Source organism: Cupriavidus sp. 05N39, from assembly GCF_056397325.1.
Genome location: NZ_JBFTNE010000096.1, coordinates 1 through 25,903 on the forward strand (window position 1 = coordinate 1; position 25,903 = coordinate 25,903).

A 25,903-nucleotide genomic window follows, 5' to 3' on the forward strand; every position below is an offset into this window, starting at 1 on the left:
CATGGGTCCCTCTTTTCCGCTCTTTTCGCCGGACATGGGTCCCTCTTTTCCGCTCTTTTCGCCGGATCCCGAGGCGCCCCATACAGCCTGGTACACCTTGACGGCTCGCTTCGCATCGCTTGGGGGGCTCGCTTCGCATCGCGCTGGGGCTACACAAACAACGTGTTGTTGGAGGTTCTTGGGTGGAGGCGCTTAGGGGGGCGGCCCGCCCTGCGCCTTCTGGTGCACGTGCAAGGCGGGGGCAGGGGGCGTTGGAAAAAGTATATGAGCATGGGCGGACGGCGTGCGCTCTGTTTCGCCGGAGCGTCATCGCCCGGCGGTGTGCAGTGCCGGCGCGGCGGCTGGTTCATGGCTCATGGCGAGTCCGCGAGCAGGGCGCGCAGTTGGTTCTTTGCCACTTTCTCCAGGGTGGACCGGGGCAGGCTCTCAACCAGCCTGATGTCATGCGGATGCTTGAAGCCCGCCAGTTGCGCCTTGCATGCGAACAGGATGCGCTCGGCCAGGGCCTGGCCGGTGCCGGCGTGCGGGATCACGAAGGCGACTGGCACTTCGTCCAGCATGGGATGCTTCTTGCCGACGACGGCGACTTCCGCTACGCCCTCGACCAGCGCGATGACGCGCTCGATTTCCGAGGCTGCCACGTTTTCCCCGCCGACCTTGAGCATGTCCTTGGCGCGGTCCGAGAAGTACAGGAAGCCGTCGTGGCCCAGGCGGACCCGGTCGCCGGTGATGAAGAGCCCGTCGTCGCGGAAGGCCGCCGCCGTCGCCGCCGGGTCGCCCGCATACTCCAGGAACAGGGAAACGCCACGCTGGCCGCCCACATGGAGGTTGCCTGTCTCGCCGGGGGAGACAGGCTGCCCGTCATCATCCAGCACGTGGATCGCATAGGCCTGGGACGGCCTGCCCATGGACATCGGGGCGTTTGCGAGGTGCGCGGAACCTATCGTGCCGTGGGTGATGGTTTCGGTCATTCCCCACCACCCGATCGTCCTGACCCCGAAGTGCGCATCCGTGGCCGGCGCGCAGACGCCGCTGCCCCAGAAGCGGTAGCTGTGGCGCGCCGGCCTGGGCTGGGTCAGCAGCGCCCGGACGCAGAACGGCACCATCGAGGTCCAGGTGCAACCATGCTTGACGGAGACTGGCCAGAAGCGTGATGCGGAGAACCGGGGTTGCACCACCACCGTGGCGCCCACCCAGAGCGCGGCTGCCACCGAGTAGATCTGCGCGTTGGTGTGGAACAGGGGGAGATGGACCAGGTGCACATCCTCGGGCCGCAGGTCCTCGTGCATGGCGGACAGGCGCGCGCCCCAGAGCGCGTTCGCATGGGTCCAGAGCACCGCCTTGGGCCGGGCCGTGGTGCCGGATGTGTACTGGATGCCGAACGGCGCCATCGGGTCGTGCGGGCGCTCGATCAGTTGCGCGGGATCGGCGGAGATGGCGGCGAACGGCTCGAACCCGGCGAGGTCCGGCCCGGCGGCGGCGCCGCAATCCGTCCCGGTGACGGCCAGCCAGGCCAGGGATGGGGCCGCGGCCTTTACCATGGCGGCGAAGCGCGGTTGGGTGATGGCGCCGACGGCGCCGCTGTGACTGGCGAAGTACGCGAGCTCGTCGGTGCTCGACCGGGTATTGGTCGACACGGCCACGGCACCCGCGTAAGCGCAGCCCAGCCAGGCGATGACCGCCTCCGGGCAGTTGTCCAGGTGGACCAGCACGCGATCCGCCGGCCGTACTCCTCGCGCCTGCAGGCCGGCCGCGAAGCGGCGCACGCCGTCGCCAAAGTCCGCATAGGTCCAGGTCCTGCCTTCGCCTTCAAAGGGTTCCCAGATCAGGAAGGGATGAGCGCCGCGACTGGCCATCCGTTCGTCGATCAGGGTGCGGAAGTCGCTGCCTTCGAAGGGCGTCAGCGGTTTGGGGCTCGTTTTGTCTGCGTGGCTCATGGCGCTCGGGCTTTCCATCGGCGGGCTGATTGGGGAAACCCGTTCAGTGTTGCGACCACCGAGTGCGTGCGCCTCGTCCAAAGCGACGAAACCTGCTTGATTGGCGTGAATCCGTGCAAGCTTTCCGCTTGCGCAGGCGCAGAGCGGGGTGAGCCGGATTCTGTCCCATCGATCCTGTAACGACGAATGAGCGGCACCGGGCGCATCCGGGTTGCTGCGTTCCCTTCCCCTGCTAGGGTCTGTCCCCGCTTTGCCGAGCCGTTACCATGGTTTCCGCCGCCGCCGCGCGGCCCGGGAAAAACGCAAGGCCGCGCACGGGCGAGATCACTGATCCTGCCAGGCGGAAGGCGTGTTTTGCCGAATGCACCGAGCCGGACGGCCGGGCAGGCGAGGGCACAAGACGCGCCCTGGCGGGCGCGACTGCCGGCCGGGCGGATAAGCCCAGCCGGCGGCTTTGGCGGAGGTGCGGCAGGCACGCGTGCAAGGGCAATGATTTTGCACGGCGCCCGGCGCTACCCCGGTGAATCAGCTCTTTGAGAAATTCAGTGCCGGCGGCGCGTTATTCGGCTTGAACGGCGAGATCGAAAGCGTCTTCCCGTCCAGGTCGAAATGCGCCAGGTCCACGACGCGCAGGGTCTGATCCTGATAGCTCTTGATGTAGTAGCGCTTTGCCCTGAGATCGGCGATCGACGACCATTGCGTATATTCGAGCTGCCCGCCTTTGGGCGCCGTGGAAATGGAGCCCACCGGAATATCGAAATTATTCAGGATATGCTCTGCGAGCTTGATCGTTTGCGGGCCGTCGGGAAGTTGTTTGGCCGACGCGACATAGCCGAGGGCCCGGATGAAGCGGGACGGCGGCGTGGGATCGCCTGGAATGCCAAGAAGACCGGATCCCTGGCCAAAAGGCTCGAAGGTTTGCCCGGCAATCTTCATCGGATCGGCATCGACAGGCGAAATCTTTACGTAATTCCTGACATTGTTGAGGTGCCAGTCAAAGGTCGGCGAGTTGGTGAGGACGCCGAGCGGGTTGTCGTAAACTTTGAACTGGCCGCCGATAGGCTCGATCACGATCGAGGCGCCGGTCGCATCATGCAGGGGAAAGTGGAAAGGCAATGCCATGTCCAGCACTGGCGCCTTGATGTCGACGATTGACACATTGTTGAGTGCCGCCTTGACTTCGGCGACAGTCGCAAAGTTTGTCAGCACCCAGGTCAGGAACTCCCAGGACGCGATGGATTTGGCCGGATCGGCCTTCGCCGGATCGGTATAGCCGGCGAAACCGGGGAAGTAGAGGTTGCCACCCGCAAGGCCCTTCTCGTTCATCCCGTCGGCAAGCACCGGCTGTCCGCCCGACATGACGCCCACCACAGCGTAACGCGACTTCCAGCGGATGCCAGGCTTGTTGCCCGGGCCGGTGCCGACATACTCGTAATTGCGGGGCACCACGACTACATCCGGCTGCAGCTCGAAGCTGTACTCCATGGTGCGCGCATAGACAGGCGTGCCGTCTGCCGCTTTCAGCAGGAAATTGGTGCAGGCATTTGCCTGTGCGCCAAAGGCGATCAGGCATGCCATTGCCGCCGCCTTCATACGACCCGAAACTTTGTGTGATTTATACGCCACGATTACCCCTTATTTTTATTTGAAGCTTGCCTGTTAGAACAACAAGAACAACATTGACGTCTCGCTAGCCGGCACCGTTCGCACACAAAGGGCAATCCGTCCCAGTCTCCAGATCATTGCGAAAACGGTGCATATGCCAAGCATGCGCATCATAGCGCATGCGCAGGAATCATCACTCAATAGGGTGGGGCTGAAGCTTGGGTCCTGGTGTTCATATGCCGTTCATAGCGTTGGTTTTGAAATGCACCGCCGGTGCCACATCGGTATTACGGCGGCGGCCAGGGTTTCTGAAACTCTGCTCGTAGTGGACTCGATAGAAGAACCGCATGATTGGTCCGTCGTGAGCGATGTGCGATATCCCGCTGCAGAAACGCCGCGACAAGGCACCGGACTCGCCAACTTGAAGAGATCCTTCCGCGCTGTGCAAGCCGCTCAATCCTTGCCAAAGCCCTGGTTGACCAGCTCGACGGCCGTCGCCAGCTTGCCGACCGCTGCCGGAATCTCCTGGTCACTGACCCCGCCATAGCCCAGGACCAGGCCGTTTTGCGAGCGTAGCGGACTGGCGTAGTAAGAAGAGAGGGGGCGCGCCACGACGCCGTGGGCAAGCGCGCAACGCGAGACCAGTTGATCATTGGCGTGGCGAAGTACCACGGTCAGGTGAAGCCCGGTATCCGTGCCGACGATCTCGGCCTCGTCACCGAGCTTGCGTCGCAGTTCCTGTGTCAGCATCGCTTGCCGTTCGCCATAGATCTTGCGCATGCGCCGCACATGCGCAGCGTAGTGGCCGTCCGCAATGAACTCGGCAAGCGCGGTCTGTACTGACAACTGTCCGCCCCGATGCAGTTCGGATTGCGCCAGCGCGAAGGCATCCACCAGGGCGGTCGGCACGATGAGGAAGCCGAGCCGCAGCCCGGGGTAGAGCACCTTTGAGAAGCTGCCGACATAGATGGTGTTTTGATGCGGGTCCAGGCCCTGGAGAGAAGGCAGGGGCGCGCCATGATAACGAAACTCGCTGTCGTAATCGTCTTCGATGATCCAGGCATTGTGCCGATGCGCCAGCTCGGTCAGCAGGCGGCGGCGTGCGAGGCTCATCACCACGCCGCTCGGGTATTGGTGAGATGGCGTGACAAAGATGAGCCTGGGGCTGACCTCGGGGGTGATCGGAGGCAGCATGCCATGCTCGTCGACCGGTACGGCATCCATCTGCAGGCTCGCCGCGCGAAACACGCTGCGCGCTCCCCAATAGCAAGGGTCTTCAATCCATACGCGATCGCCGGGATCGGCGAGCAATCGGGCGCAGAGATCGATCGCCTGGTGGCTGCCTTGCGTCACCACGATCTGCTCCGGCGCGCAATCGACCCCGCGCGCCAGTGCCAGGTACTCCGCCAGCGCACGCTTGAGCGGCCGGTAGCCATGCCGGCTGCCATAGCCCAGTTGTTCCTGGCTGGCTGACTTCCAGACCTTGGTAATCAGGCGTTGCCAGACGCCACGCGGGAATTGCCTGACATCCGGAATGCCGGGCACGAAAGCGCCTACCTGCAGGTCCGACGCGCCGGCACCCGCCAGCAACTCGCGCGCGCGCGCCGACAAGCGCGTTGCGTCGCTGGCTTGTTCAATCTTGTCCTGCTGGCTCAGATCCGGCACGCGGTCGAGCACGGCTGGGTCGGGGGCGGTATCGCCAACATAGGTGCCGCTGCCGCCGTGTGTCTGGGTATAGCCTTCGTCGGTGAGGCGCTCATACGCATACAACACGGTGTTGCGGGCAATGCGCAGTTCCCTGGCCAGTTCGCGCGTAGGGGGCAGGCGCGTACCCGGGGATAACTGGCCGGCGAGAATCGCTTCGCGGATGTCGTCAAACAACTGCCTGTTCAATGGAGCCCCTGATCGTTCGGGGTGGCTCCAGTGACTGCGCGCGAGAAGCCAGTCAATTAACGGCGTCTCTTTCAATTCCTTGGCTCCATCTGAAAATTTGTACCGGCACTATACAGTGGGGCCAGCGCGCTTGTAGAGTAGATCCCATCATGTCGCGGCATTACCACAGAAGAATTTCAATTGAATAACCGAGTGCCGCCGCAACCCGCATCCAGAGAAAATATTTACCGTCAGGTAGGTCGATGACTCGTTGTCGCGTTGCGTGGCCTCACCAGAATGGCGCATTTACCGTGCCCATTTTTGGGGTGTTTGCAGAGGCAATAAATGAAGCGTTTTGCAGTAGCAGGAATCCAGATGCCGGTTTCGGCATTTGAAGAGAATATCAGCCAGATGAACCGATACCTGGCGCATGTCAGGCACCGCTTTCCGTGGGTCGATATGGTGATGTTCTCCGAGTTGGCGGCGTATGGTCCGAGCCCGTCGAAGGCCGAGGAGATGCCCGGTGTGGCAGAAGCGCGGCTTTGCGGACTGGCGGCCAAGTACGGCCTGTGGCTGATCCCCGGATCGCTGTTCGAACGTCTGGACGGCCGTGTCTACAACACGGCGCCGGTCATCGATCCTGCGGGCAATGTGGTCGCGCGGTTTCGCAAGCTGTTCCCGTTCCGGCCTTACGAGCAGGGTATCGCCGCCGGCAATGAGTTTGTCGTGTTCGATGTGCCGGGCGCGGGCCGCTTTGGGATATCGATCTGCTATGACATGTGGTTTCCCGAAACCACCCGGACACTGGCCGCGATGGGTGCCGAGGTGATCTTGCATCCGACTATGACGGACACCATCGATCGCGACGTCGAACTGTCGATTGCGCGCGCGTCGGCGGCGACGAACCAGGTCTACTTCTTCGATATCAACGGGGTCGGGGACGGCGGGGTGGGGCGTTCGATCGTGGTCGATCCTTCCGGCTATGTGCTGCATGAGGCGGGGCCGGGCACGGCGGAGATCATTCCCGTGGAGATCGATTTCGAGAAAATCCGCCGCGAGCGCGAGCGCGGCTTGCGCGGCCTTGGCCAGGCGCTGAAGAGCTTCCGGGATCGCGAGGTCGAATTTCCGGTTTATCAGCGCGGGAGCGGCGCCGATGCGTATCTTCACACCCTTGGAAAACTCGTCAAGCCGGGGGCCATGGAAAACGCGGAGCCGGAAATAACCGGTCCCGTCGGAGAATAGATTCGCTTGCGGGAAGTCCGCCGGATTAACATTATTATGATTATAAGATTCAGGTGAATCCGCGGAGACCGCTGGATCATGGCGGGAGTGTTTTCATCAAATCGGATGGATATAATTCCTGATTGATAAGAATTAATCCAGATACAAACAAAAAAGTACCGTCATTCAATGAATTCGTTCGGAAATCCGAACGTTTTGTTGAGCCTATTTCGATAGCAGAGGAACACCATGGCACGCAGCACGGCACGCAAAGTAAAGACCGGGCAGAGTACTTCCCTGAACCGATACCGTAGCGTCTGGGAGATGCGCGCGGATGGTTGGATGAACCTGACCGACGATCTTGGACGGCTGGTCAATCTTGGGAAGGAGTGCAAGGAATTCATCGAGCGCCACGCCCGGGTGAAAGAGACGCTGACCACGCTTGAGCCGATCGAAAGGTTCTGGGCGTTTCCCGGGTACCGGCTGTTCGAGCAACTGATCCTCTGGTTCGAATCCGGTGACCTGATCCGGCTGAATATCGCGGTGCATCGCATCAATCGCATGCTGGCGAGCGATACCTATCGGCATCAGAAGCTGTCCCTGGATGCGGAATCGGAAGAGCCCTCCGAGATCGAGACCGAGGAGGAACTGCAGGCGCAGATCGCGCGGCCGTACTTTGAAGTGCTGATTGTCGACAATATGACGCGGGAAGACGAAGAAGCCCTGCGCCGGCGCGTGCAACGCAAGCAGCGCGTGGATGATCCCTTTGTCTGGGATATCGTTGTCGTGCCCAGTTTTGAAGATGCGCTGATTGCCACGCTGTTCAACTTCAATCTGCAGGCTTGCGTGATCCGGCATGGCTTTCCGTTCAAGTCGGAGTACGAGCTGGACCTGCTGCGCACGTTCCTGGAAGGCCTCGACGAGGGCATCGAAGAGCAACCCGAGTCCGAGCGTGGTCCTCTGCTGGGTCAGAAGATCGCGGAACTGCGGCCGGAGCTGGACCTGTACCTGGTCACGGACGTCAAGGCGGAAGAGATCGCGTCGCGCCTGGGTGAAGTCTTTCATCGGATCTTTTTCCGGGAAGAAGACCATACCGAGCTGTACATGTCGATCATGAAGGGCGTCTCGGAGCGCTACAAGACGCCGTTCTTCACCGCACTGAAGGAATACTCGAAGCAGCCGACGGGCGTGTTCCACGCCTTGCCCATCGCCCGCGGCAAGTCGATCATGAACTCCAACTGGATCCAGGACATGGCGCAGTTCTATGGCCTGAACCTGTTCATGGCCGAGACCTCGGCCACCTCCGGCGGGCTGGATTCGCTGCTCGATCCCATCGGCCCCATCAAGGTCGCGCAGGAGTATGCGGCCCGTGCCTTCGGCGCGCGGCGCACGTTCTTTGCCACCAACGGGACTTCCACGGCCAACAAGATCGTGGTCCAGGCGCTGATCAAGCCCGGCGACATCGTGATGGTGGACCGCAATTGCCACAAGTCGCACCACTACGGCATGGTGCTGGCGGGCGCCAAGGTCGCTTATCTCGACTCGTATCCGCTGGACGACTATTCGATGTATGGCGCGGTGCCGGTGTCCCAGATGAAGCGCACGCTGCTGCGCTTCAAGCAGGCAGGCACGCTCGACAAGGTGAAGATGGTCCTGCTCACCAACTGCACCTTCGATGGCGTGGTCTACGATGTGAAGCGGGTGATGGAGGAGTGCCTGGCAATCAAGCCGGATCTGATCTTCCTGTGGGACGAGGCCTGGTTCGCATTTGCGCGCTTTCACCCGACCTATCGCCAGCGTACCGGCATGGATTCCGCGTCGCGGCTGCGCCGCGAACTGGACAGCGAAGAGTACCGCCGCCGCTACGAAGCGTTCACCGAGTCGTTCTCCGGGACGGACTGGGACGATGAAGAGAAGGTCGTCGCGACGCGCCTGATGCCGGACCCGGATCGTGCGCGCGTGCGGGTCTACGCCACGCAATCCACCCACAAGACGCTGACCGCATTGCGGCAGGGGTCCATGATCCACGTCTGGGACCAGGATTTCAAGGACAAGGCCGAGGAAGCGTTTCATGAGGCATACATGACGCACACCTCAACCTCGCCGAACTACCAGATCCTGGCCTCGCTCGATGTCGGCCGCCGCCAGGTGGAGCTCGAAGGCTATGAACTGGTCCAGCGGCAGGTTGAACTGGCGATGACCTTGCGGGAATGGATTCATTCGCATCCGTTGCTGAAGAAGTACTTCCAGTTCCTCAATGTCTCGCGCGTGGTACCTGCCGCCTACCGGCCTTCGGGCATCGATGCGTACTACAGCCCCGAATCCGGCTGGGCGAATATGGAAGCCGCCTGGCGGGTCGACGAGTTCGCGCTGGATCCCACGCGCCTGACGCTGTCTATCGGCACATCCGGTATCGACGGCGACACCTTCAAGAACAAGTACTTGATGGACAAGTACGGCATCCAGATCAACAAGACCTCCAGGAATACGGTCCTGTTCATGACCAATATCGGCACCACGCGATCGTCCGTCGCCTACCTGATCGAGGTCTTGATCAAGATTGCCCGGGAGCTGGACGAGCGCACGGGGGATATGAGCATGATCGAGCGCCGCCTGCACGAAAAACGCGTGTCCTCGCTGACGAAGGAGCTGCCGCCGTTGCCGGACTTCTCGCATTTCCACTTCGCGTTTCGCAGCGTCTGCAACAGCGGCCAGATCGAGACGCCGGACGGCGATATCCGCAAGGCGTTCTTCATGTCCTACGACGAGGAGAACTGCGAGTACCTCAACATGGCCGAGGTGGCCAGGGCAATCGGCAAGGGGCGCGAAGTGGTATCGGCCTTGTTTGTCATCCCGTACCCGCCGGGATTCCCGATCCTGGTGCCGGGGCAGGTGATCAGCTCGGAAATCCTGGAGTTCATGCAAGCGTTGGATGTGCGCGAAATCCACGGCTACCGCCCGGAACTCGGGTTCCGCGTGTTCAACGATGGCGCGCTTCAACAGCTGGCGCTACAGGCCGCGGGTGAAGCCGCCGCAGCGGTTGCCGCCGCCGCGAAGGCGTCGGTTTCGACGGTCGTCGAGGTGTCCACGGCGACGGTGGATGAGGTTGCCTCGGCGGCGCCGGGAGACCGTCCGGCACCAAAAAAGTAGAGGCGCGGGAGGCCGGCATCGACGCCCGGCTTCCCGCGACAGAGCCGAAATCGAAAGAAGAAAAGTGCCGGACCTGGAATCCCAGGGGCCGCGGGATTCCCGCGTCCAGCCGGTGCGGCATTCGCCAGGAGAAAACCGCAATGGAAAAAGTCCGTAATGTGTCAGATCTGCGCCTGATGTTCCACCGGAACGAGAGGCCAATCTACTTTATCAGTGCCACGAACTTCAACCTCCTGGGCATCGACCAGTGGGTCAACCGCTTCAAGTACATCAACTACATCGACTGCTTCGACGGCCGCCATCCGAACGTCTTCGTCCCGCCAGCGCTGCCGCATGAAGAGTTCACCTCGATCGAGGATATCAACAACTATCTGCTCCAGCACAAGGATGTGGTGGAGTTGATCGAGCAGCGCGGCGGCAAGCCCGCCGCCACCTTCCTGATGTTCGACGAGAAGACGGAGGAGCTCGCCGACGAGCTGGGTCTCGACGTCTGGTTTCCCCCGGCGGCGCTGCGCAGCCGCTGCGACAACAAGATGGAAACCGTACGCATCGGCAACAAGGCCGGGGTGGCGTCGGTACCTAATGCGCTGGAGAAGGTCCAGAGCTATGCACATCTGATGCAGATCGCGGAACGTCACGGGCTGGGGCGCGATCTTGTGGTGCAAAGCGCATTCGGCGATTCCGGGCATACCACCTTTTTTATCGCGAACGAGGACGATTTCAACAAGCACAAGGATGAGATCGTCAACGACCCCGAAGTCAAGATCATGAAGCGCATCAACTGCCGGGGCGCGACGCTGGAAGCGTGCGCAACGCAGTCCGGCACGCTGGTCGGCCCGCTCCTGACGGAGGTGGTGGGCGCGCGGGAGCTGACCCCTTACAAGGGCGGCTGGTGCGGCAATGAGATCTTCCCTGGCGCCTTCTCCGAAGAGGTAAGGGCGAAGGCGCGCGACATGGCCTTCCGTTTCGGCAACCAGTTGCTGGAGGAGGGGTATCGCGGCTATTTCGATCTTGATTTCCTGATCGACGTCGATAGTGGCGAGGTGTATCTCGGCGAGCTGAATCCCCGCATCTGCGGCGCCAGCCCGATGACCAACCATGCGGCTTTCGCGTATGCGGATACGCCCCTGTTCCTGTTCCATCTGCTCGAGTTCTCGGGGGTGCCCTTCGATCTCAATGTGCGCGAGCTCAACGAGCGCTGGGCCGAGAAATCGTTTATCGACGGATGGTCCCAGCTCGTCATCAAGTACACCGATGACAATGTCGACGTGGTGACGCACGCGCCGCCGTCCGGCATCTACCGCATGGCTGCCGACAGCTCGGTGTCCTATCACCGCTTCGACTTCAACCGGCGCGAGATCGAGAGCGAGCGCGAGGCGTTCTTCCTGCGCATCACCGGTCCGGGCGACTACCGCTATGAGGGCGCGGACCTTGGCATCCTGATTACGCGCGGCCGCTCGATGGACGATGACTTCAAGCTCAACGAGCGCGCGCATCACTGGATCCGGGGCATCAAGCAGTACTACGCCGCCAAGCCCCTGGTGTCGTCGCAAGCCGAGATGGCGCCGCAGCCTGGTGCGTTCAAGATCTTGTAGGTCCAATCCCCCGGGGGTGAGACATTCATGCGTTGTACTTTCGAAGCGATCAGCGAGGATTTGCCCGGCGCGCAATGGCAGAACGTCTTCCGGCAGTTCTGGCCCGGATACCGGCAATGGTATCTGCGCGACGGGGACCGCGCCCGCCCGGGCTTCCTGATGTGTCGCAAAGCCTTGCGCAACCATATGCCGGAACTCGTTCCCACCTGGGAGCGGCTGGTTGAGCTTGCCGGCGGCGGCGACGTCGAGGCGCGTTTCCTGTCGATGTGGGGGCCGCCCCCCTACATCGCGGGTTGCGCACAGGCGGTCTGGTTGCCCGTGCCGGGCCGCCAGACCGCAGGCGCCACGCCGGCGCTACTGCGCAACTACGATTTCGCGCCAGCCCTGCTCGAAGGCGTGTGGCTCGCATCGAGATGGCATGGCCGTCGGGTCGTGGCGGTCAACGACTGCTTGTGGGGCGCGCTTGACGGCATCAACGAAAGCGGCCTTGCCGCTTCGCTGTCCTTCGGGGGCCGCCAGGCGGTCGGCCACGGCTTCGGCATTCCGCTGGTGCTGCGCTATGTGCTGGAGTTCGCCGAGAGCGTCGAGGATGCCGTGGAGATGCTCTCGCGCATTCCCGTGCACATGAGCTATACGGTGAGCCYGCTCGATCGCCGGGAGCACTGGGCCACGGTCTTCGTGACCCCGGACAAGCCGGTCGAAGTGGTACGCAAGCAGGCGGTGAGCAACCTGCAGCAGGGCGTCGAGTGGGCGGCGCACGCCACCGCGACGCGGGCCGAGATCAGGGAGGAAGCACTGGCGGTGGCGGTGCGGCAGGCCGAGGACTCCAAGGATGTCCTGCGCGCCTTGCTGCGGCCGCCCCTGCTTCAGACGTCCTACGGGCGCGGGCACGGCACTTTGTACACCGCGGTCTATCACCCCTATGACGGTTCCGTCGAAATGGTCTGGCCCGATTCCTTGTGGCGGCAATCATGCCAGCATTTCCTGCCGGGTGCCCGCATGATCGAGTTCGACCTGGAAGCCACGGCGCTGCCCCATGCGGTGGTGCCGGCACGCCGGTGGACGCTCGACGACGTCGGCAGCTTTCAATGAGCCTGGCGGGCGCGTAGCCATGGATGCATAGGAACGATCAAGTAGCGGCAAGGATGTGCAGCCAGGGTGCGCCCCGGCCACGCACCGGCCATCCATTACCTGGGACACAAGCAGGACGCGATCCGGACCGGACCGCGGGGGCCCCGTATTGCCTGCAAGACACGCGGTGGGTATCCACTGCGGATCACAGGCTGAAGAATATCCAAGGAGCAATCATGAAGAAGAAGCGTCCAATCACCACGTATATCGTCATTGCGATGATACTCGGCGTCCTTGTCGGCTACAGCTGTCACCAGGCATTCCCCGACCCCGGCACCGCCAAGGAGATCGCTGGCTATATCTCCGTCTTTACCGATATCTTCCTGCGGCTGATCAAGATGATCATCGCGCCGCTGGTGTTCTCGACGCTAGTGGTCGGCATCGCGCATATGGGCGACGCGAGCACGGTGGGCCGCGTTGGCGTGAAGGCGCTTGGCTGGTTTATCGTGGCTTCGTTCCTTTCGCTTTCGCTTGGGCTGGTACTCGCCACGGCCCTGCAGCCCGGACACAATATCGGCTTGCCGCTGCCGGACGTGGGCGCGGCGACCAATCTGAAGACCAACGCGTTCACGCTGAAAGACTTCATCACGCACCTGGTACCGAAGTCCGTGGCGGAGGCCATGGCCACCAATGAGATCCTGCAGATCGTGGTGTTCTCGATCTTCTTCGGCACCGCGCTGGCCGCGCTCGGGGAGACCGGCAAGCGGCTGGCCGGCGTGATCGACGATCTTGCGCAAACGATGCTCAAGATCACGGGCGCGGTGATGTGGATGGCGCCGCTGGCGGTGTTCGCGGCGATTGCCTCGACCGTGACCACGCAGGGCTTGGGCATCCTGATCACCTTCGCCAAGTTCATGGGCAGTTTCTACCTGGGTCTTCTGGTGCTCTGGGGCTTGCTGATCCTGGCTGGGGTCTTCTTCCTCGGCAAGCGGGTGTTCGCGCTGATCCGCCTGATCCGCGAACCCTTCCTGCTGTCGTTCTCCACCGCGAGTTCCGAGGCCGCTTACCCGAAGATGCTCGATGCGCTGGACCGCTTCGGGGTCAGCCGGAAGATCTCCAGCTTCGTGCTGCCAATGGGCTATTCGTTCAATCTGGACGGCACCATGATGTACTGCACGTTCGCCGTGCTGTTCATCGCCCAGGCGTACGACATTCATTTGCCGATCAGTACGCAGATCACCATGCTGCTGTTGCTGATGCTGACCTCCAAGGGCATGGCGGGTGTGCCGCGCGCATCGCTGGTGGTGATTGCGGCCACGCTGAACCAGTTCGGTATTCCGGAAGCCGGCCTGCTGTTGATCATGGGCGTCGACCAGTTCCTGGACATGGGGCGTTCGGCGACCAATGCAGTGGGCAATTCGATCGCCGCGGCGGTGGTTGCGAAATGGGAAGGCCAGCTGGCGAGCGAGTCGGAGCTGGAAGCCCAGGGCGGCGGAAATGTCCCGGATGCGCGGGCTCCGCTCGGCAAGCCGGGGGCGGCGCAGGCATAGCCGGTGCCGGTATCCGGGAGCAAACCGGGGCTGCCATATGCCATAGGCCATATCGGCAGCCTCGCGCCAACGATCAGCGTAGGAGAATCCATGCATTCCAACAAAGCACGCGGGCAAGGCCGATTCCGGCAAGCTGCGGTGTGGGCTGTCACCGCGCTGTGCGCGGTGCTCTTCACCGGAGCCGCTTTCGCGCAGCAGGCCGGGGAGCTTTCCGGTGCGCTCAAGAAGGCGAAGGAGGGCGGTACCCTGACGATTGCCTATCGCGAATCGTCCCTGCCGTTCTCATATCTCGACAAGCTGGGCAAACCTGTTGGCTATTCCATCGACATCTGCCGGGCGATCGTGCAGGCGGCGGCTGCCGAGGTGGGACGCGACGTGGGCATTCAATGGGTGGCGGTCACGTCGGAAAGCCGCTTCGACGCTGTCATCTCCGGCAAGGCCGACCTGGAGTGCGGCTCGACCACCAGGAACGGCGAGCGCCTGAAGCGCACGGCATTTTCCCCGGTGATCTTTGTCGCCGGGACCAAGCTTATGGTGCCGCGCGGCTCGCAGGTCAAGACCTTCCGGGACCTCAAGGGAAAGTCTGTCGTCGCCACCGGCGGTACTACCAATGTGGACGCGCTCGAACGGCTCTCCGCCCGTTTCGGCCTGCAGTTGAATATCATCAAGGCGCGGGATCACGCCGACGCTTTCCAGGTATTGCTGCACCATGGTGCGGATGCTTATGCGGGGGACGATGTGTTGCTGTACGGCTTTCTCAGCGGCGGTCCGGCGGCGGGGAAGTTTGTGGTGACGCGCGATTTCCTTTCGTACGACCCTTACGCGATCATGTTCCGCAAGGGCGATCCGCAGTTTGCCGCCGTGGTCGACAAGGCTGTCCGGGATCTTGCCGCGTCCGGGGAGTTGGAACGAATGTACAAGCAATGGTTCATGGACAAGCTGCCCACCGGCGAGCGCCTGGGCTTGCCGATGAGCGCGCAGCTCGATGAACTCATTCGCGCGACGCCGGATCGGGCGGAATAAGCGATGCGGCATGGCGGGACGGTCAGTCCCTCGCGCCATTCGGACGAATGATGAACAAGACAGAGCTTCTCTCAAGAATGGCGACGGGAGCCCGCCTGCGCATTTCGTGCAATCCCTGGGGCGTCCCGATCCAGGGGGCCTTCCTCGATGAGCCGGGGAGGCCGGGGGGACTGCTGCATATTCCGCAGTGGCAGATCCTCCGGCTGGTTCGTTCCGGCCTGCTGCGCTGGAGGCGCGAGCCACGGGCGGCGTCCAGCGAGCTGATTCTCAGCGCTTCCGGCCTGGCCGCCGCCAGCCGGAAGCCCGTTCCCCGGTAGCCGGGGAGCGGGGTCCCGCGGCTCAGCGGTGCCTGGCGATGAAATCGCGCAACTGCGGATAGATCTCCTCGCGCCACCGCCGTCCCGAAAAAATGCCGTAGTGACCGCAACCCGCCGCGGTGATGTGCTGTTTGCGCGTGGCCGGAATGCCGGCGCACAGGGCATGTGCGGCGGCTGTCTGGCCCGCACCTGTAATATCGTCCAGTTCCCCCTCGATGGTCAGTAGCGCCGCGCCCTTGATGTCAGCGGGGCGCACCGGCTTGCCATCGATTTCCCAGGTGCCTTCGGCAAGCCGGAATTCCTGGAACACGTCACGGATGGTGTCCAGGTAGTACTCGGCCGCCATGTCGAGGACGGCGTTGTACTCGTCATAGAAACTCACATGCGCCTGGGCGTCGTCGAGATCGCCCTCGACGAGGTTGCGGTAGTAGTCGTAGTGCGAGGAGAGGTGACGGTCGGGATTTGTCGCTACAAAGCCGGCATGCTGCAGGAACCCCGGGTAGACCTTGCGCCCGTGGCCCGGATAGTTGGCCGGCACGGTATGGATCACATTGTTCTCGAACCACCCGAAGGACTTGTCGGTGGCCAGCGTGTTCACCGCGGTCRGGCTGCGGCGCGCGTCGATCGGGCCGCCCATCATCGTCATGGTCCTGGGCGTCGTCTCGCCCGCCGAAGCCAGCAGGGAAATGGCCGCCAGCACGGGCACCGCTGGCTGGCATACCGAGATCACGTGCAGCTTCTCCGCGCCGATGTGACGGATAAAGTCCTGTATGTAGCGGACATAGTCGGTCAGGTGGAAGGCGCCTTCCTCGACGGGCACCATGCGGGCATCGACCCAGTCGGTCACATAGACCTTGTGGTTGCGCAGCAAGGTCCGCACCGTATCGCGCAACAGCGTCGCATGGTGGCCGGATAGCGGGGCGCACACCAGCACCACGGGCTCGTCCTTCAGCAGCCGGATGGTCGCAGGATCATCCGCATAGCGCTTGAAGCGTAGCAATTTGCAGAACGGCTTCTGGACAATGGTCTGCTCCACGATCGGGACGTCCCGATCGTGGCATTGCACCGACTTGATATCGAACGAGGGCTTCTTGTAATCCTTGCCCAGCCGGTAGAGCAGTTCATAGCCAGCCGCCAGCCGCGTGGCGCAAGGCACGAGCGAGAGCGGACTGAGGGGGTTGGTGAGGGTCCGCGACGTCGCTTGCGCCAGGGCGGTAAGCGGCAGCAGCATGGCGCTCTTGAGTTCGTGGAACTGGTACAGCATGAGAAATGCCTTGTGAAGATCTAGTGTGAGAAACGGGCCGGATTGCCGGCGTCAGCCGGCCGGCGGCGGGAAACGGATATGGGCTGGCGGAGTTCGGCCGCTACTCCTCCGCCTGCACCTTGTCGTAAGCGATCTGGAGCCGGCGCAGCTTGGAGTACAGCGTCTGCTTCGGTATGGACAGTGCCTTCGCGGTGGCGGCGACATCGCAGTTGTGGCGCTTGAGTTCCTCCATGACAACGACCCGTTCGAACTGCTCGAGCTGCTCGGGCAGGCTGTTGCCGGGTTCGCTGTGGCTGTGATGCAGATCGAAATCGTCGGACAAGAGGCCGAGCACGAAGCGGTCGGCGACATTGCGCAGCTCCCGCACATTGCCCGGCCAGGAATGGGATAGCAGCACGTCGAACTGGGCGTTCTCGAGCACAGGCGCCGGACGGCCGAAGCGCGTTGCCGCCTGCAGGATGAGGTGCTCGAACAGCAGCGGGATGTCTTCGCGGCGCTCGCGCAGGGGCGGCAGGTCGATGAAGGCGACGCCAATGCGATAGTACAGGTCGGCACGGAACTTCTTTTGCTCGCTGAGCAGTTTCAGGTCCTCCTTGCTGGCGGCGATCACGCGGCAATCCACCGCGATGGATTCGTTGGAGCCCACGCGCTCGATGGATCGCTCCTGCAGCGCCCGCAGGAACTTGACCTGCACCGACAACGGCATGCTCTCGATTTCGTCGAGGAACAGCGTCCCGCCTTGTGCATGCTCGAACTTGCCGCAGCGGCGGCGCGTGGCGCCGGTGAACGAGCCGACCTCGTGCCCGAACAGTTCGCTTTCGGCCAGCGCCTCCGGCAAGCCGCCGCAATTCAATGGCACGAAGTTGGCGCTCCGGCGCGCGCTGTGGTCATGTAGGCAGCGCGCGACGAGATCCTTGCCGGTCCCCGTCTCTCCGTAGATCACCACATCGGCGGGCGCATTGGCGAGGGCGCGTACCGCGCGGCGCACGCGCTCCATCTGGGCGGAACGGCCGATCAGGCAGGCCTGGATCCCGCGCCAGCCCTCCAGTTGCTCGCGCAGGCCGCGGACCTCCAGGCTGAGCTTGCGGCGGTCGGCCGCGCGCCTGACCACAGACACAAGATGATCGGACGAGCACGGTTTCTCGATAAAGTCATAGGCGCCCACGCGCATGGCTTGCACGGCCATGGAGATATCGCCATGGCCGGTCATCAGGATCACGGGCAGGTCGCTGTCGAGGCCCAGCAGCTCGCTTAGCCAGGCCACGCCGCTGATCCCCGGCAGCTTGACATCGCATACCACCACGGCGGGCGCGCCGAGGCTGATGCTGCTGCGCGCCTGCTCGACCGAGGCGAAGCCGTCGACCTCGAACCCTGCCAGCTCAAGTGCCTGCGAGCTGCCTATCAGCACATCCTCTTCGTCCTCGACGAAGATCACGCGGATGGGATGGGTGTCGGTCATTGATGTTCCCCTTTGGTGGGCGGCGCCAGCGGCAATTCGACGACGAATTCGGCACCTCCCTGCGCCAGGTTGCGGGCATACAAGCGGCCGCCGAACTCGCGCACGATGTGCGCCGAGATCATCAGGCCGAGTCCCAGGCCCTTGCCCGCCGGCTTGGTTGTCACGAATGGTTCGAACAGGCGCGGCAGCACATCGGGATGGATGCCGGCGCCCGAGTCGCGGATGGTGAGCTGGCATTGCCCCTCGTGCGCGGCCGCGTGGATGTCGATCCGCCTGGCCGCAGCGTCCGACAACGCATCCGCGGCATTGCCCAGCAGGTTAATCAGGACCTGCTCCACGCGTACGTCGTCGGCCAGCACGCTGATGTCATCCGGGGCAATCGCTACGTTGACGGTGATATCCAGTTCCCGCATCCGGCTGGTCACGACAAAGAGCGCGTCCTGTATCACCTGCCGTACTACGACCGGCCGCAAGGGTTCCTGGGACTTGTGCGCAAACACTTTCAGCTGTTGCGTCAGGCGGCCAAGACGGTTGATGAGGTTGGCAATGCGCTGGAGGTTGCCCGCGGCATCCTTGAGCCTGCCTTTTTCCAGCAGCACGGCAGCGTTGTCCGACAGCGTGCGCATTGCCGCCAGGGGCTGGTTCAGCTCGTGCACGACCCCGGCGGACATCTGCCCGAGCGCGGCCAGCTTGCCGGCATGGACGAGGTCGCTTTGCAGCGCGCGCAGTTCGGCCGTGCGTTCGAGCACCTTGGCCTCTAGGCTATCGTGGGCTTCCCGCAGCGCGCGCTGCGCGGCCTTTTGCTGTTGGGCGGCGCGCCGGCGCTGGGCAACGACGAGGATCAGCAGCAGCAGGACCATGCAGGCCAGCAGGGCGCCGATGGCGGCATTGCGGGCGAGTGTGCGCGCGGGCAGTTCGTCGTCCAGCAGCACGATGCGCCAGAGGCCGTGGTTCACCGTGCGCTCGGACGCCAGGTAGTCCACGGCATCCAGATGCACGCGGCGGGTGTGTTCGTCCAGCCTGGCGCGTACCTGCCATTCCAGCGGCATCAGGTCGGATTTGCCATAGGTTCGCGCCTGCGCGGCCTCGGCCAGCATTGCCGCCGTCATGGGCGCCAGGGGCCGCAGCCGCCATTGCGGCAGCGAGGCCAGGATCACCACATCGCGTGCGTCGACGACAAGAACCTTGCCGGGAATCTGTATCCAGTTCCGCTCCACGGCGTCGAGGTTGACCTTGACCGTGGCGACGCCGCGCTGCGTGCCGCCTTGCTGCAGCGCGTACGCGAGATAGTAGCCGGGCCGGCCGGAAGTAAACCCGACGCCATAGAAGCGGCCCTGGCCGTGCGCGAGCGCATCCCGCATGTAGGGGCGGAACGAAAGGTCGGCGCCCACTGGCGTTCCCGGCTGGTCCCAGTCCGCGGCGGCCAGCGTCATGCCGGAGCGTTGCGTCACGTACAGGTTGTCGGCGCCGGCGGTCGCGGTGATGCCGTGCAGGTAGCGGCTGACCTGATGTTTCAGCGCCGCGTCTTCGGGCCGGGCGAGCAGGTCGAAGACTTCGGTGGTGGATTCCAGCAGCGAGGGCAGGTAGTCGAACCGCGACAGTTCACCGTCCAGCCGTGCGGCGACGACGTCAAGCCGATGCTGTGCCGCAACGCGCAATTGATCGAGACCGACGCGCAACGCCATGGCATAGGAGAGCCAGGCGGACAGAGCGATCGCAATCAATGCCATACCGCACCCGATCATCATGCGCATACGGCCCAGATTCATGTCGCGTGCCCTTTCTCCGCGGTCCTCGAACTCGCAGGATGGTTCGTCCCGGTACTGGGGGGGGAGGTACAACCCTTGTCCGCCCTGATACAAGTCATGCAAGTCATGCAAATCAGGATGATCAAGTGTACTCCCGGAACCTCCCCGGGCAGCACCCGGGTAGAACCCGAAGACAGGATCTTGCGCGGTGTCGCGATGCAGCATTCTTGCGGCCCGGCTAAGCGTAGTGGAGTTCGCGCGTCTTGCCGCGGAACACCCGGTACGAGAACACCGTGTAGCCGGCGATCGCGGGCACCGAGATGCAAACGCCCACCAGGATCACCTTCAGGGCTTCCGGGCTGCTGGCGGCCTGCCAGATCGTCAAGCGGTGGATGACGACATAGGGGAAGATGCTGTAGGCCAGGCCGATGAAGCTGAGTACAAAGACAGCGATCAGCAGCACGAAGGGCAGCCAAGCCACAGGCCCGCGCACCAGCCGGGTCTTCAGCAACAAGCGCACGGCCATCAGCATGACGCCGGTTGCCATCGGGATGGCAAGCAGCGCGATGATCTGCGGCAGCACGAACCAGCGCTCGCGCACCACGGCGCTGATCCAGGGGGTGGCCACGGAGATCAGCGCGAGTCCGCAGGCCATTGGCGCCCATGCGATCTTCGCCCACTGTATGGCGCGCTGCTGCAGTTCGCCCTCCGTTTTCATGATGAGCCAGCACGCGCCGAGCAGCACATAGGCCATGGGCAGCGCAATGGCGATGGCCGCCGCGAACAGCGGGTAGTTCCAGCCGTTGCCGAAGCCGCTGATGTAGCGGCCCAGCATCCAGCCCTGCGAGACCGATGCCAGGGTCGAGCCGGCGAAGAAGAGCCTGTCCCACATCGGCTTGTGCGCGCTCCTCACCTTGACGCGGAAGTCGAACGCCACGCCGCGCAGGATCAGGCCGACCAGCATCAGCGTGACCGGCAGGTAAAGCGCGGTCAATATCAAACCGTGCGCCTTGGGGAAAGCCACCAGCAAGATGCCGACGCCGAGCACAAGCCAGGTCTCGTTGGCATCCCAGAACGGACCGATCGAAGCCACCATGACATCCTTCTCGGCGGGCGTGGCCCGGTGCATCAGCATGCCGACCCCGAGATCGTAGCCGTCGCTGATCACGTAGACCAGCATGGCCACGCCCATCAGCGCCATGAAGATGACAGGCAGGGCGTCGTCTAGACGCATCCAGGTCATAGGGGGCTCCCGGTTGGCAAGGCATGTGGGGCAACAGCGCCGGATGGCGTGGCGGGCTGCGCGGCCGCATCGCCGCCAGGCAGCGCCTCCGGCTTTTCCGCCAGGTACTTCAGTACGCTGACATAGGCAACGATCAGCGCCAGGTAGACCGCGACGAACAGGGACAGCGTCAGTGCGATATGCGGCGCCGGCACGTTCGACGCTACGTCGGCGGTGCGTACCAGGCCGTGGACGATATAGGGTTGGCGGCCGATCTCGGTGACGTACCAGCCGGCCACCGTGGCAATCCAGCCGGAGAAGGTCATGCCCGCAAAGCCCCATAGCAGCGCGCGCGGCAGGCGGTGCGGCTGCCAGCCGGCGCGGCGGTAAAGCCACCAGCCCAGCCAGCTGCTGGCCAGCATCAGCATCCCCATGCCCACCATCACGCGGAAGGCGAAGAACAGCGGCAGGACGGGCGGATGCGCATCGAACGTATTCAGGCCGCGAATCTCGCCGTCCGGGTGATGCGTCAGGATCAGGCTGGCCAGCTTGGGGATCTCGATCGCCGCGTGATTCGTACGCAACTTCTCGTCGGGGATGGCAAACAGCAGCAAGGGTGCGCCACGCTCCGTGTCCCAAACGCCTTCCATTGCGGCGATCTTTTGCGGCTGGTGTTCGAGTGTGTTCAGGCCGTGCATGTCACCCACGGCGATCTGCAACGGGATCGCAGCGGCGGCGAGCGTCAGTCCGACGCGCAAGACCCTGGGCGCCGATAGCGGCGCCGTGCCCCTGAGCAATTGCCAGGCACTCAGCCCCGCGAGCAGGAAGGCGCAGGTCAGAGTGGAAGCGAGCAGCACGTGCGCGAAGCGGTAGGGGAAGGAGGGGTTGAAGATGACCTCGATCCAGCTCCTGACGTGGAACTCGCCATTGACGATTTCGTAGCCTTGCGGCGTCTGCATCCAGGAATTAAGCGCCAGGATCCAGAAGGCGCTGAGCGTGGTGCCGAACGCAACGAAGAAGGTGGACAGCAGGTGGACACGTTCGCTCACCTTGCCGTGCCCGAACAGCATCACGCCGAGAAAGCCGGCTTCGAGAAAGAACGCGGTCAGCACCTCGTAGGCAAGCAGGGGCCCGGCAATGTTGCCCACCGTTTCCATGAAACCCGGCCAGTTGGTGCCGAACTGGAAGCTCATGGTGATGCCGCTGACCACGCCCAGCGCAAAGGTCAGGGCGAACACCTTGGTCCAGAAGCGATAGGCATTCAGCCATGCATGGCGGACCTGTGGCTTGTCGCTGGCGAGGTAGCGCCAGCGGAAGAACAGCAACAGCCAGCCCAGCCCGATGCTGATGGTCGGGAACAGGATATGGAAGGTGATGTTGGCCGCGAACTGCGTGCGTGCCAGCAGGATGGGATCCATGTGTCCGGGTCTCCTCCGTGGGGGGATGATGGGGACGCTGCGAAAGGCGCGGCGTCCCGTTGCGCGTCACTGCATATGCTGCCCACCGTTGATGGCGATATTGGCGCCGGTCACGAAGGCGGCTTCCTCGGAGGCCAGGTAGATGATCAGGCCCGCCACTTCCTCCGGCTTGCCCAGCCGGCCCACCGGAATTTGCGGCAGGATCTTCGTGTTCAGGATGTCCTCGGGAATGGCGGTGACCATCTTGGTGCCGATATAGCCCGGGGAAATGGTGTTGACCGTGACGCCCTTCCTGGCCACTTCCAATGCCAGGGCCTTGGTGAAACCATGCACGCCGGCTTTCGCCGCCGAGTAGTTGGTCTGGCCGAAGGCGCCTTTGGAGCCGTTGACCGACGACACGTTGACGATACGGCCCCAGCCGCGCTCCACCATGCCATCGGCCACTTGCTTGCTCATATTGAACAGGCTGTCCAGGTTGGTGCGCAGTACGGTGTCCCAGTTGACCTTGTCCATCTTCTTGAAGGTCATGTCGCGCGTGATGCCGGCGTTGTTGATGAGCACGTCGACCGGGCCGGCCTGCTCCACGACCGCTGCCACAGCTTGCGCGCATGAGTCGATGTCGGCCACGTCGCAGGGGACCGCAAGGATGTCGTACCCGCGTGCCTTCATCTGCTGAACCCATTCGCCATGCGTGGTATTGCCGGGCGAATAGGTCACCGCGACCCTGTAGCCGGCATCGGCCATCTTGGTCGAAATGGTTTCGCCAAGGCCGCCCATGCCGCCCGTGATCAGTACTACGTGTTGCTTGCTCATGTTTTTCTCCTTGTTGTGGGATGCTGTCTTAGCGCTCGATGGCCAGCGCCACGCCCATGCCGCCGCCGATGCAGAGCGAGGCCAGGCCGCGTTTGGCGTCGCGGCGGACCATTTCATGAAGCAGCGTGACCAGGATGCGGCAGCCGGAAGCGCCGATGGGGTGCCCGATGGCGATGGCGCCGCCGTTGACGTTGATCTTGCGGGTGTCCCAGTCCATTTCCTGGTTGACCGCGCAGGCTTGCGCCGCGAAGGCCTCGTTGATTTCCATCAGGTCGAGGTCGTTGACGATCCAGCCCGCTTTGTGCAAACAGCGCTGCGAAGCCGGCACCGGACCCATGCCCATGATGGTGGGATCGATCCCTGCCGACGCGTAGGCCGCGATGCGCGCCAGCGGGGTCAGGCCCAGTTCGCGCGCCTTGCTCGCCGACATCAGCAACACCGCCGCCGCGCCGTCGTTCAGCCCGGACGCGTTGCCGGCGGTGACGGTGCCCGCCTTGTCGAAGGCAGGCCGCAGGCCCGCCAGGGCTTCGGCCGTGGTGCCGTGCTTGATGAACTCGTCGCTATCGAATACCACCGTGCCTTTCTTTGAGACGATGGAGACGGGCACGATCTCGTCCTTGAACTTGCCGGCCTTCTGCGCGGCCTCGGCCTTCTGCTGCGATGCGGCCGCGAACTCGTCCTGCTGGGTGCGCGAGATGTTGTAGGCCTTGGCCACGTTCTCGGCCGTGGTGCCCATGTGATACTGGTTGTACACGTCCCACAGGCCATCGACGATCATCGAGTCCGTCAGCTTCCAGTCGCCCATGCGCTGGCCGTCGCGAGAACCCAGGAGCACGTGCGGCGAAGCGCTCATGTTCTCCTGGCCGCCGGCGATGACGATGTCGGCATCGCCGCATTTGATGGCCTGGGCCGCCAGGTGTACCGCCTTCAGGCCGGAGCCGCAGACCTTGCCGATGGTCATGGCGGGCACGCCGACCGGCAGCCCCGCCTTGACCCCAGCCTGCCGTGCGGGATTTTGCCCACTGCCTGCGGTCAGCACCTGGCCGAGCAGGACCTCGTCGACCAGTTCCGGCTTCAGGCCGCTTCGCTCCAGCAAGGCCTTGATCACGGTAGCACCGAGTTCCGGGGCCGGGACCTTGGACAGCGAACCGCCAAACTTGCCGACCGCGGTTCTGGCGGCGGCAACGATAACGACGTCTTCCATACGATTCTCCTGCGTAGAAAAAGAGGGACTGACGGACCGGCCGGATGTCGCCGCCCGATCCTGGAATGGAACTCAGTGCAGCTTCACATGGGGTTCCGTGCGCCGGACGATCGAGCGGGCCAGCGTGTCGAGCGCGACCTTGGCGAACCCATGCAGTGCCAGCTCGTGCATCTTGTAGAGCGACAGGTACATCAGCCTGGCGAAGCGGCCCTCGACCATCATGCTGCCGCCGATGGGCCCCCCCATCATGCTGCCCACCGTGCTGAACCCGCCCAGGGATACCAGGGAACCGAAGTCGCGGTAGCGGTAGTCCGTCAGCGGCTTGCCGGCCATGCGGCGGCGGATCTGCTTGACCATGTGCGAAGCCTGCTGGTGCGCGGCTTGCGCGCGCGGCGGCACGAAGCCCCCCTTGCCTTGATTGGCCTCGGGCCAGGCGCAGGCAGCGCAATCCCCGATGGCGAAGATGTTGTCGTCGCGGCTGGTCTGCAGCGTCGGCCGGACCATCAACTGGTTGACGCGATTGGTCTCCAGGCCCGCGATATCCCTGAGGAAATCAGGCGCTTTCAYGCCCGCCGCCCACACGACCAGTTCCGCCGCGAGGCGCTGGCCATCGCCGAGCAGTACGCCATCGGACAGCACCTCGGCGACCTTGGCGCCGGTCAGCACCTCCACGCCGAGCTTGCGCAGCAGGGCTTCCGTGGCGCTCGACAAGCGCGGGGGCAAGGCCGGCAGCACGCGGGGCGCGGCCTCGATCAGGGTGACCCGGATGTCCTTGTCCGCATCGACGCGGTCCAGGCCGAAGGCCACAACCTCGCGCGTGGTGCGGTGCAGTTCCGCCGCCAGTTCTACCCCCGTCGCGCCGGCGCCGATGATGGCGACGTGGAGTTGCTGGGCCAGCAGGGGCGTGGCCTGCGCGTGCGCGCGGATGCAGGCATTGACCATGCGCGAGTGAAAGCGCAGCGCGTCGGCGGGACATTCCAGCCGCATGGCGTGCTCATAGACGCCGGGCGTGCCGAAGTCATTGCTTTGGCTGCCGACGGAGATGACCAGGGTGTCGTAGCCAAAGGTGCGTTGCGGTGTGATCTGGTGTCCTTCATGGTCGACGTAGGGCGCCACGAGCACCTCGCGGCGTTCCCGGTCCAGGCCCACCATTTCCCCGACGCGGTAGCGGAAGTGATGCCAATGCGATTGCGCCAGGTAGCCCACCTCGTGGGCACTCATGTCCATGCTGCCGGCGGCGATCTCGTGCAGCTTGGGCTTCCACACATGGGTGCGGGTCTTCTCGATCAGGGTGACTTCGGCGTGTCCGCGCCGGCCGAGCGTGTCGCCCAGCCGCGTGGCCAGTTCAAGTCCGCCCGCGCCGCCGCCGACGATGACGATGCGATGGGGCCACGCCGTGGACGGGCTCCGATGGTTGGGGGCTGATGTCATCAC

General features: G+C 63.7%; 17 protein-coding genes. 6 read left to right on the top strand and 11 right to left on the bottom strand.

What is annotated here, in order from left to right:
* Positions 1 to 353: 353 nt before the first annotated feature.
* The 3 genes from AC1DN0_RS32255 to pdxR all read right to left on the bottom strand — a co-directional run bounded on the left by AC1DN0_RS32255 (position 354) and on the right by pdxR (position 5,510).
* Positions 354 to 1,937: an AMP-binding protein gene (locus AC1DN0_RS32255; protein ID WP_477111966.1), complete on the bottom strand. Its 1,584-nt coding sequence runs from the start codon at positions 1,935 to 1,937 to the stop codon at positions 354 to 356.
* Positions 1,938 to 2,462: 525 nt separating this feature from the next.
* A complete protein-coding gene (locus AC1DN0_RS32260) occupies positions 2,463 to 3,515 on the bottom strand; it encodes a linear amide C-N hydrolase (protein WP_441633488.1) in 1,053 nt (350 codons plus the stop codon).
* A gap of 480 nt (positions 3,516 to 3,995) precedes the next feature.
* Positions 3,996 to 5,510: a MocR-like pyridoxine biosynthesis transcription factor PdxR gene (gene pdxR, locus AC1DN0_RS32265; RefSeq protein ID WP_441633486.1), complete on the bottom strand. Its 1,515-nt coding sequence runs from the start codon at positions 5,508 to 5,510 to the stop codon at positions 3,996 to 3,998.
* Between the two features lie 249 nt (positions 5,511 to 5,759).
* Here pdxR and AC1DN0_RS32270 point away from each other — a divergent pair, with 249 nt between their 5' ends.
* The 6 genes from AC1DN0_RS32270 (at position 5,760) to AC1DN0_RS32295 (ending at position 15,024) form a co-directional block, all read left to right on the top strand.
* Positions 5,760 to 6,656, top strand: coding sequence for a carbon-nitrogen hydrolase family protein (locus tag AC1DN0_RS32270; protein WP_477104349.1), 897 nt, complete (start codon positions 5,760 to 5,762; stop codon positions 6,654 to 6,656).
* Positions 6,657 to 6,977: 321 nt separating this feature from the next.
* The gene (locus AC1DN0_RS32275) at positions 6,978 to 9,785 is read left to right on the top strand and encodes an aminotransferase class I/II-fold pyridoxal phosphate-dependent enzyme (protein WP_477111965.1); all 2,808 of its coding nucleotides are present in this window, start codon (positions 6,978 to 6,980) and stop codon (positions 9,783 to 9,785) included.
* Positions 9,786 to 9,925: 140 nt separating this feature from the next.
* The gene (locus AC1DN0_RS32280) at positions 9,926 to 11,380 is read left to right on the top strand and encodes a biotin carboxylase (RefSeq protein ID WP_441633481.1); all 1,455 of its coding nucleotides are present in this window, start codon (positions 9,926 to 9,928) and stop codon (positions 11,378 to 11,380) included.
* 27 nt (positions 11,381 to 11,407) lie between these two features.
* Complete coding sequence (locus tag AC1DN0_RS32285) at positions 11,408 to 12,472, top strand: C45 family autoproteolytic acyltransferase/hydolase (RefSeq protein ID WP_477146293.1); 1,065 nt, start codon at positions 11,408 to 11,410, stop codon at positions 12,470 to 12,472.
* A gap of 215 nt (positions 12,473 to 12,687) precedes the next feature.
* The gene (locus tag AC1DN0_RS32290) at positions 12,688 to 14,001 is read left to right on the top strand and encodes a dicarboxylate/amino acid:cation symporter (protein WP_477104347.1); all 1,314 of its coding nucleotides are present in this window, start codon (positions 12,688 to 12,690) and stop codon (positions 13,999 to 14,001) included.
* 90 nt (positions 14,002 to 14,091) lie between these two features.
* The gene (locus AC1DN0_RS32295; RefSeq protein ID WP_441633475.1) at positions 14,092 to 15,024 is read left to right on the top strand and encodes an amino acid ABC transporter substrate-binding protein; all 933 of its coding nucleotides are present in this window, start codon (positions 14,092 to 14,094) and stop codon (positions 15,022 to 15,024) included.
* A gap of 339 nt (positions 15,025 to 15,363) precedes the next feature.
* Here AC1DN0_RS32295 and AC1DN0_RS32300 read toward each other — a convergent pair whose 3' ends face one another.
* The 8 genes from AC1DN0_RS32300 to AC1DN0_RS32335 form a co-directional block, all read right to left on the bottom strand.
* On the bottom strand, positions 15,364 to 16,605 hold the full coding sequence (locus tag AC1DN0_RS32300) for a polyhydroxyalkanoate depolymerase (RefSeq protein WP_477146294.1): 1,242 nt from the start codon (positions 16,603 to 16,605) through the stop codon (positions 15,364 to 15,366).
* A 100-nt stretch (positions 16,606 to 16,705) separates the two neighbouring features.
* Complete coding sequence (locus AC1DN0_RS32305; RefSeq protein WP_441633471.1) at positions 16,706 to 18,064, bottom strand: sigma-54-dependent transcriptional regulator; 1,359 nt, start codon at positions 18,062 to 18,064, stop codon at positions 16,706 to 16,708.
* Positions 18,061 to 19,833: an ATP-binding protein gene (locus tag AC1DN0_RS32310; protein ID WP_441633469.1), complete on the bottom strand. Its 1,773-nt coding sequence runs from the start codon at positions 19,831 to 19,833 to the stop codon at positions 18,061 to 18,063. Before AC1DN0_RS32310 ends, AC1DN0_RS32305 begins: the two co-directional genes overlap by 4 nt.
* A gap of 217 nt (positions 19,834 to 20,050) precedes the next feature.
* Entirely contained in the window at positions 20,051 to 21,046 is a 996-nt protein-coding gene (locus AC1DN0_RS32315) for a cytochrome d ubiquinol oxidase subunit II (protein ID WP_441633494.1), read from the bottom strand.
* 5 nt (positions 21,047 to 21,051) lie between these two features.
* A complete protein-coding gene (locus tag AC1DN0_RS32320; protein WP_441633467.1) occupies positions 21,052 to 22,452 on the bottom strand; it encodes a cytochrome ubiquinol oxidase subunit I in 1,401 nt (466 codons plus the stop codon).
* Positions 22,453 to 22,518: 66 nt separating this feature from the next.
* Positions 22,519 to 23,265: an acetoacetyl-CoA reductase gene (gene phbB / locus AC1DN0_RS32325; protein ID WP_441633465.1), complete on the bottom strand. Its 747-nt coding sequence runs from the start codon at positions 23,263 to 23,265 to the stop codon at positions 22,519 to 22,521.
* 28 nt (positions 23,266 to 23,293) lie between these two features.
* Positions 23,294 to 24,469: an acetyl-CoA C-acetyltransferase gene (locus tag AC1DN0_RS32330; RefSeq protein ID WP_441633463.1), complete on the bottom strand. Its 1,176-nt coding sequence runs from the start codon at positions 24,467 to 24,469 to the stop codon at positions 23,294 to 23,296.
* 72 nt (positions 24,470 to 24,541) lie between these two features.
* Positions 24,542 to 25,900 carry an NAD(P)/FAD-dependent oxidoreductase gene (locus AC1DN0_RS32335; protein WP_477146295.1) on the bottom strand — a complete coding sequence of 453 codons (1,359 nt, stop codon included), beginning with the start codon at positions 25,898 to 25,900 and terminating at the stop codon, positions 24,542 to 24,544.
* Positions 25,901 to 25,903: the final 3 nt, after the last annotated feature.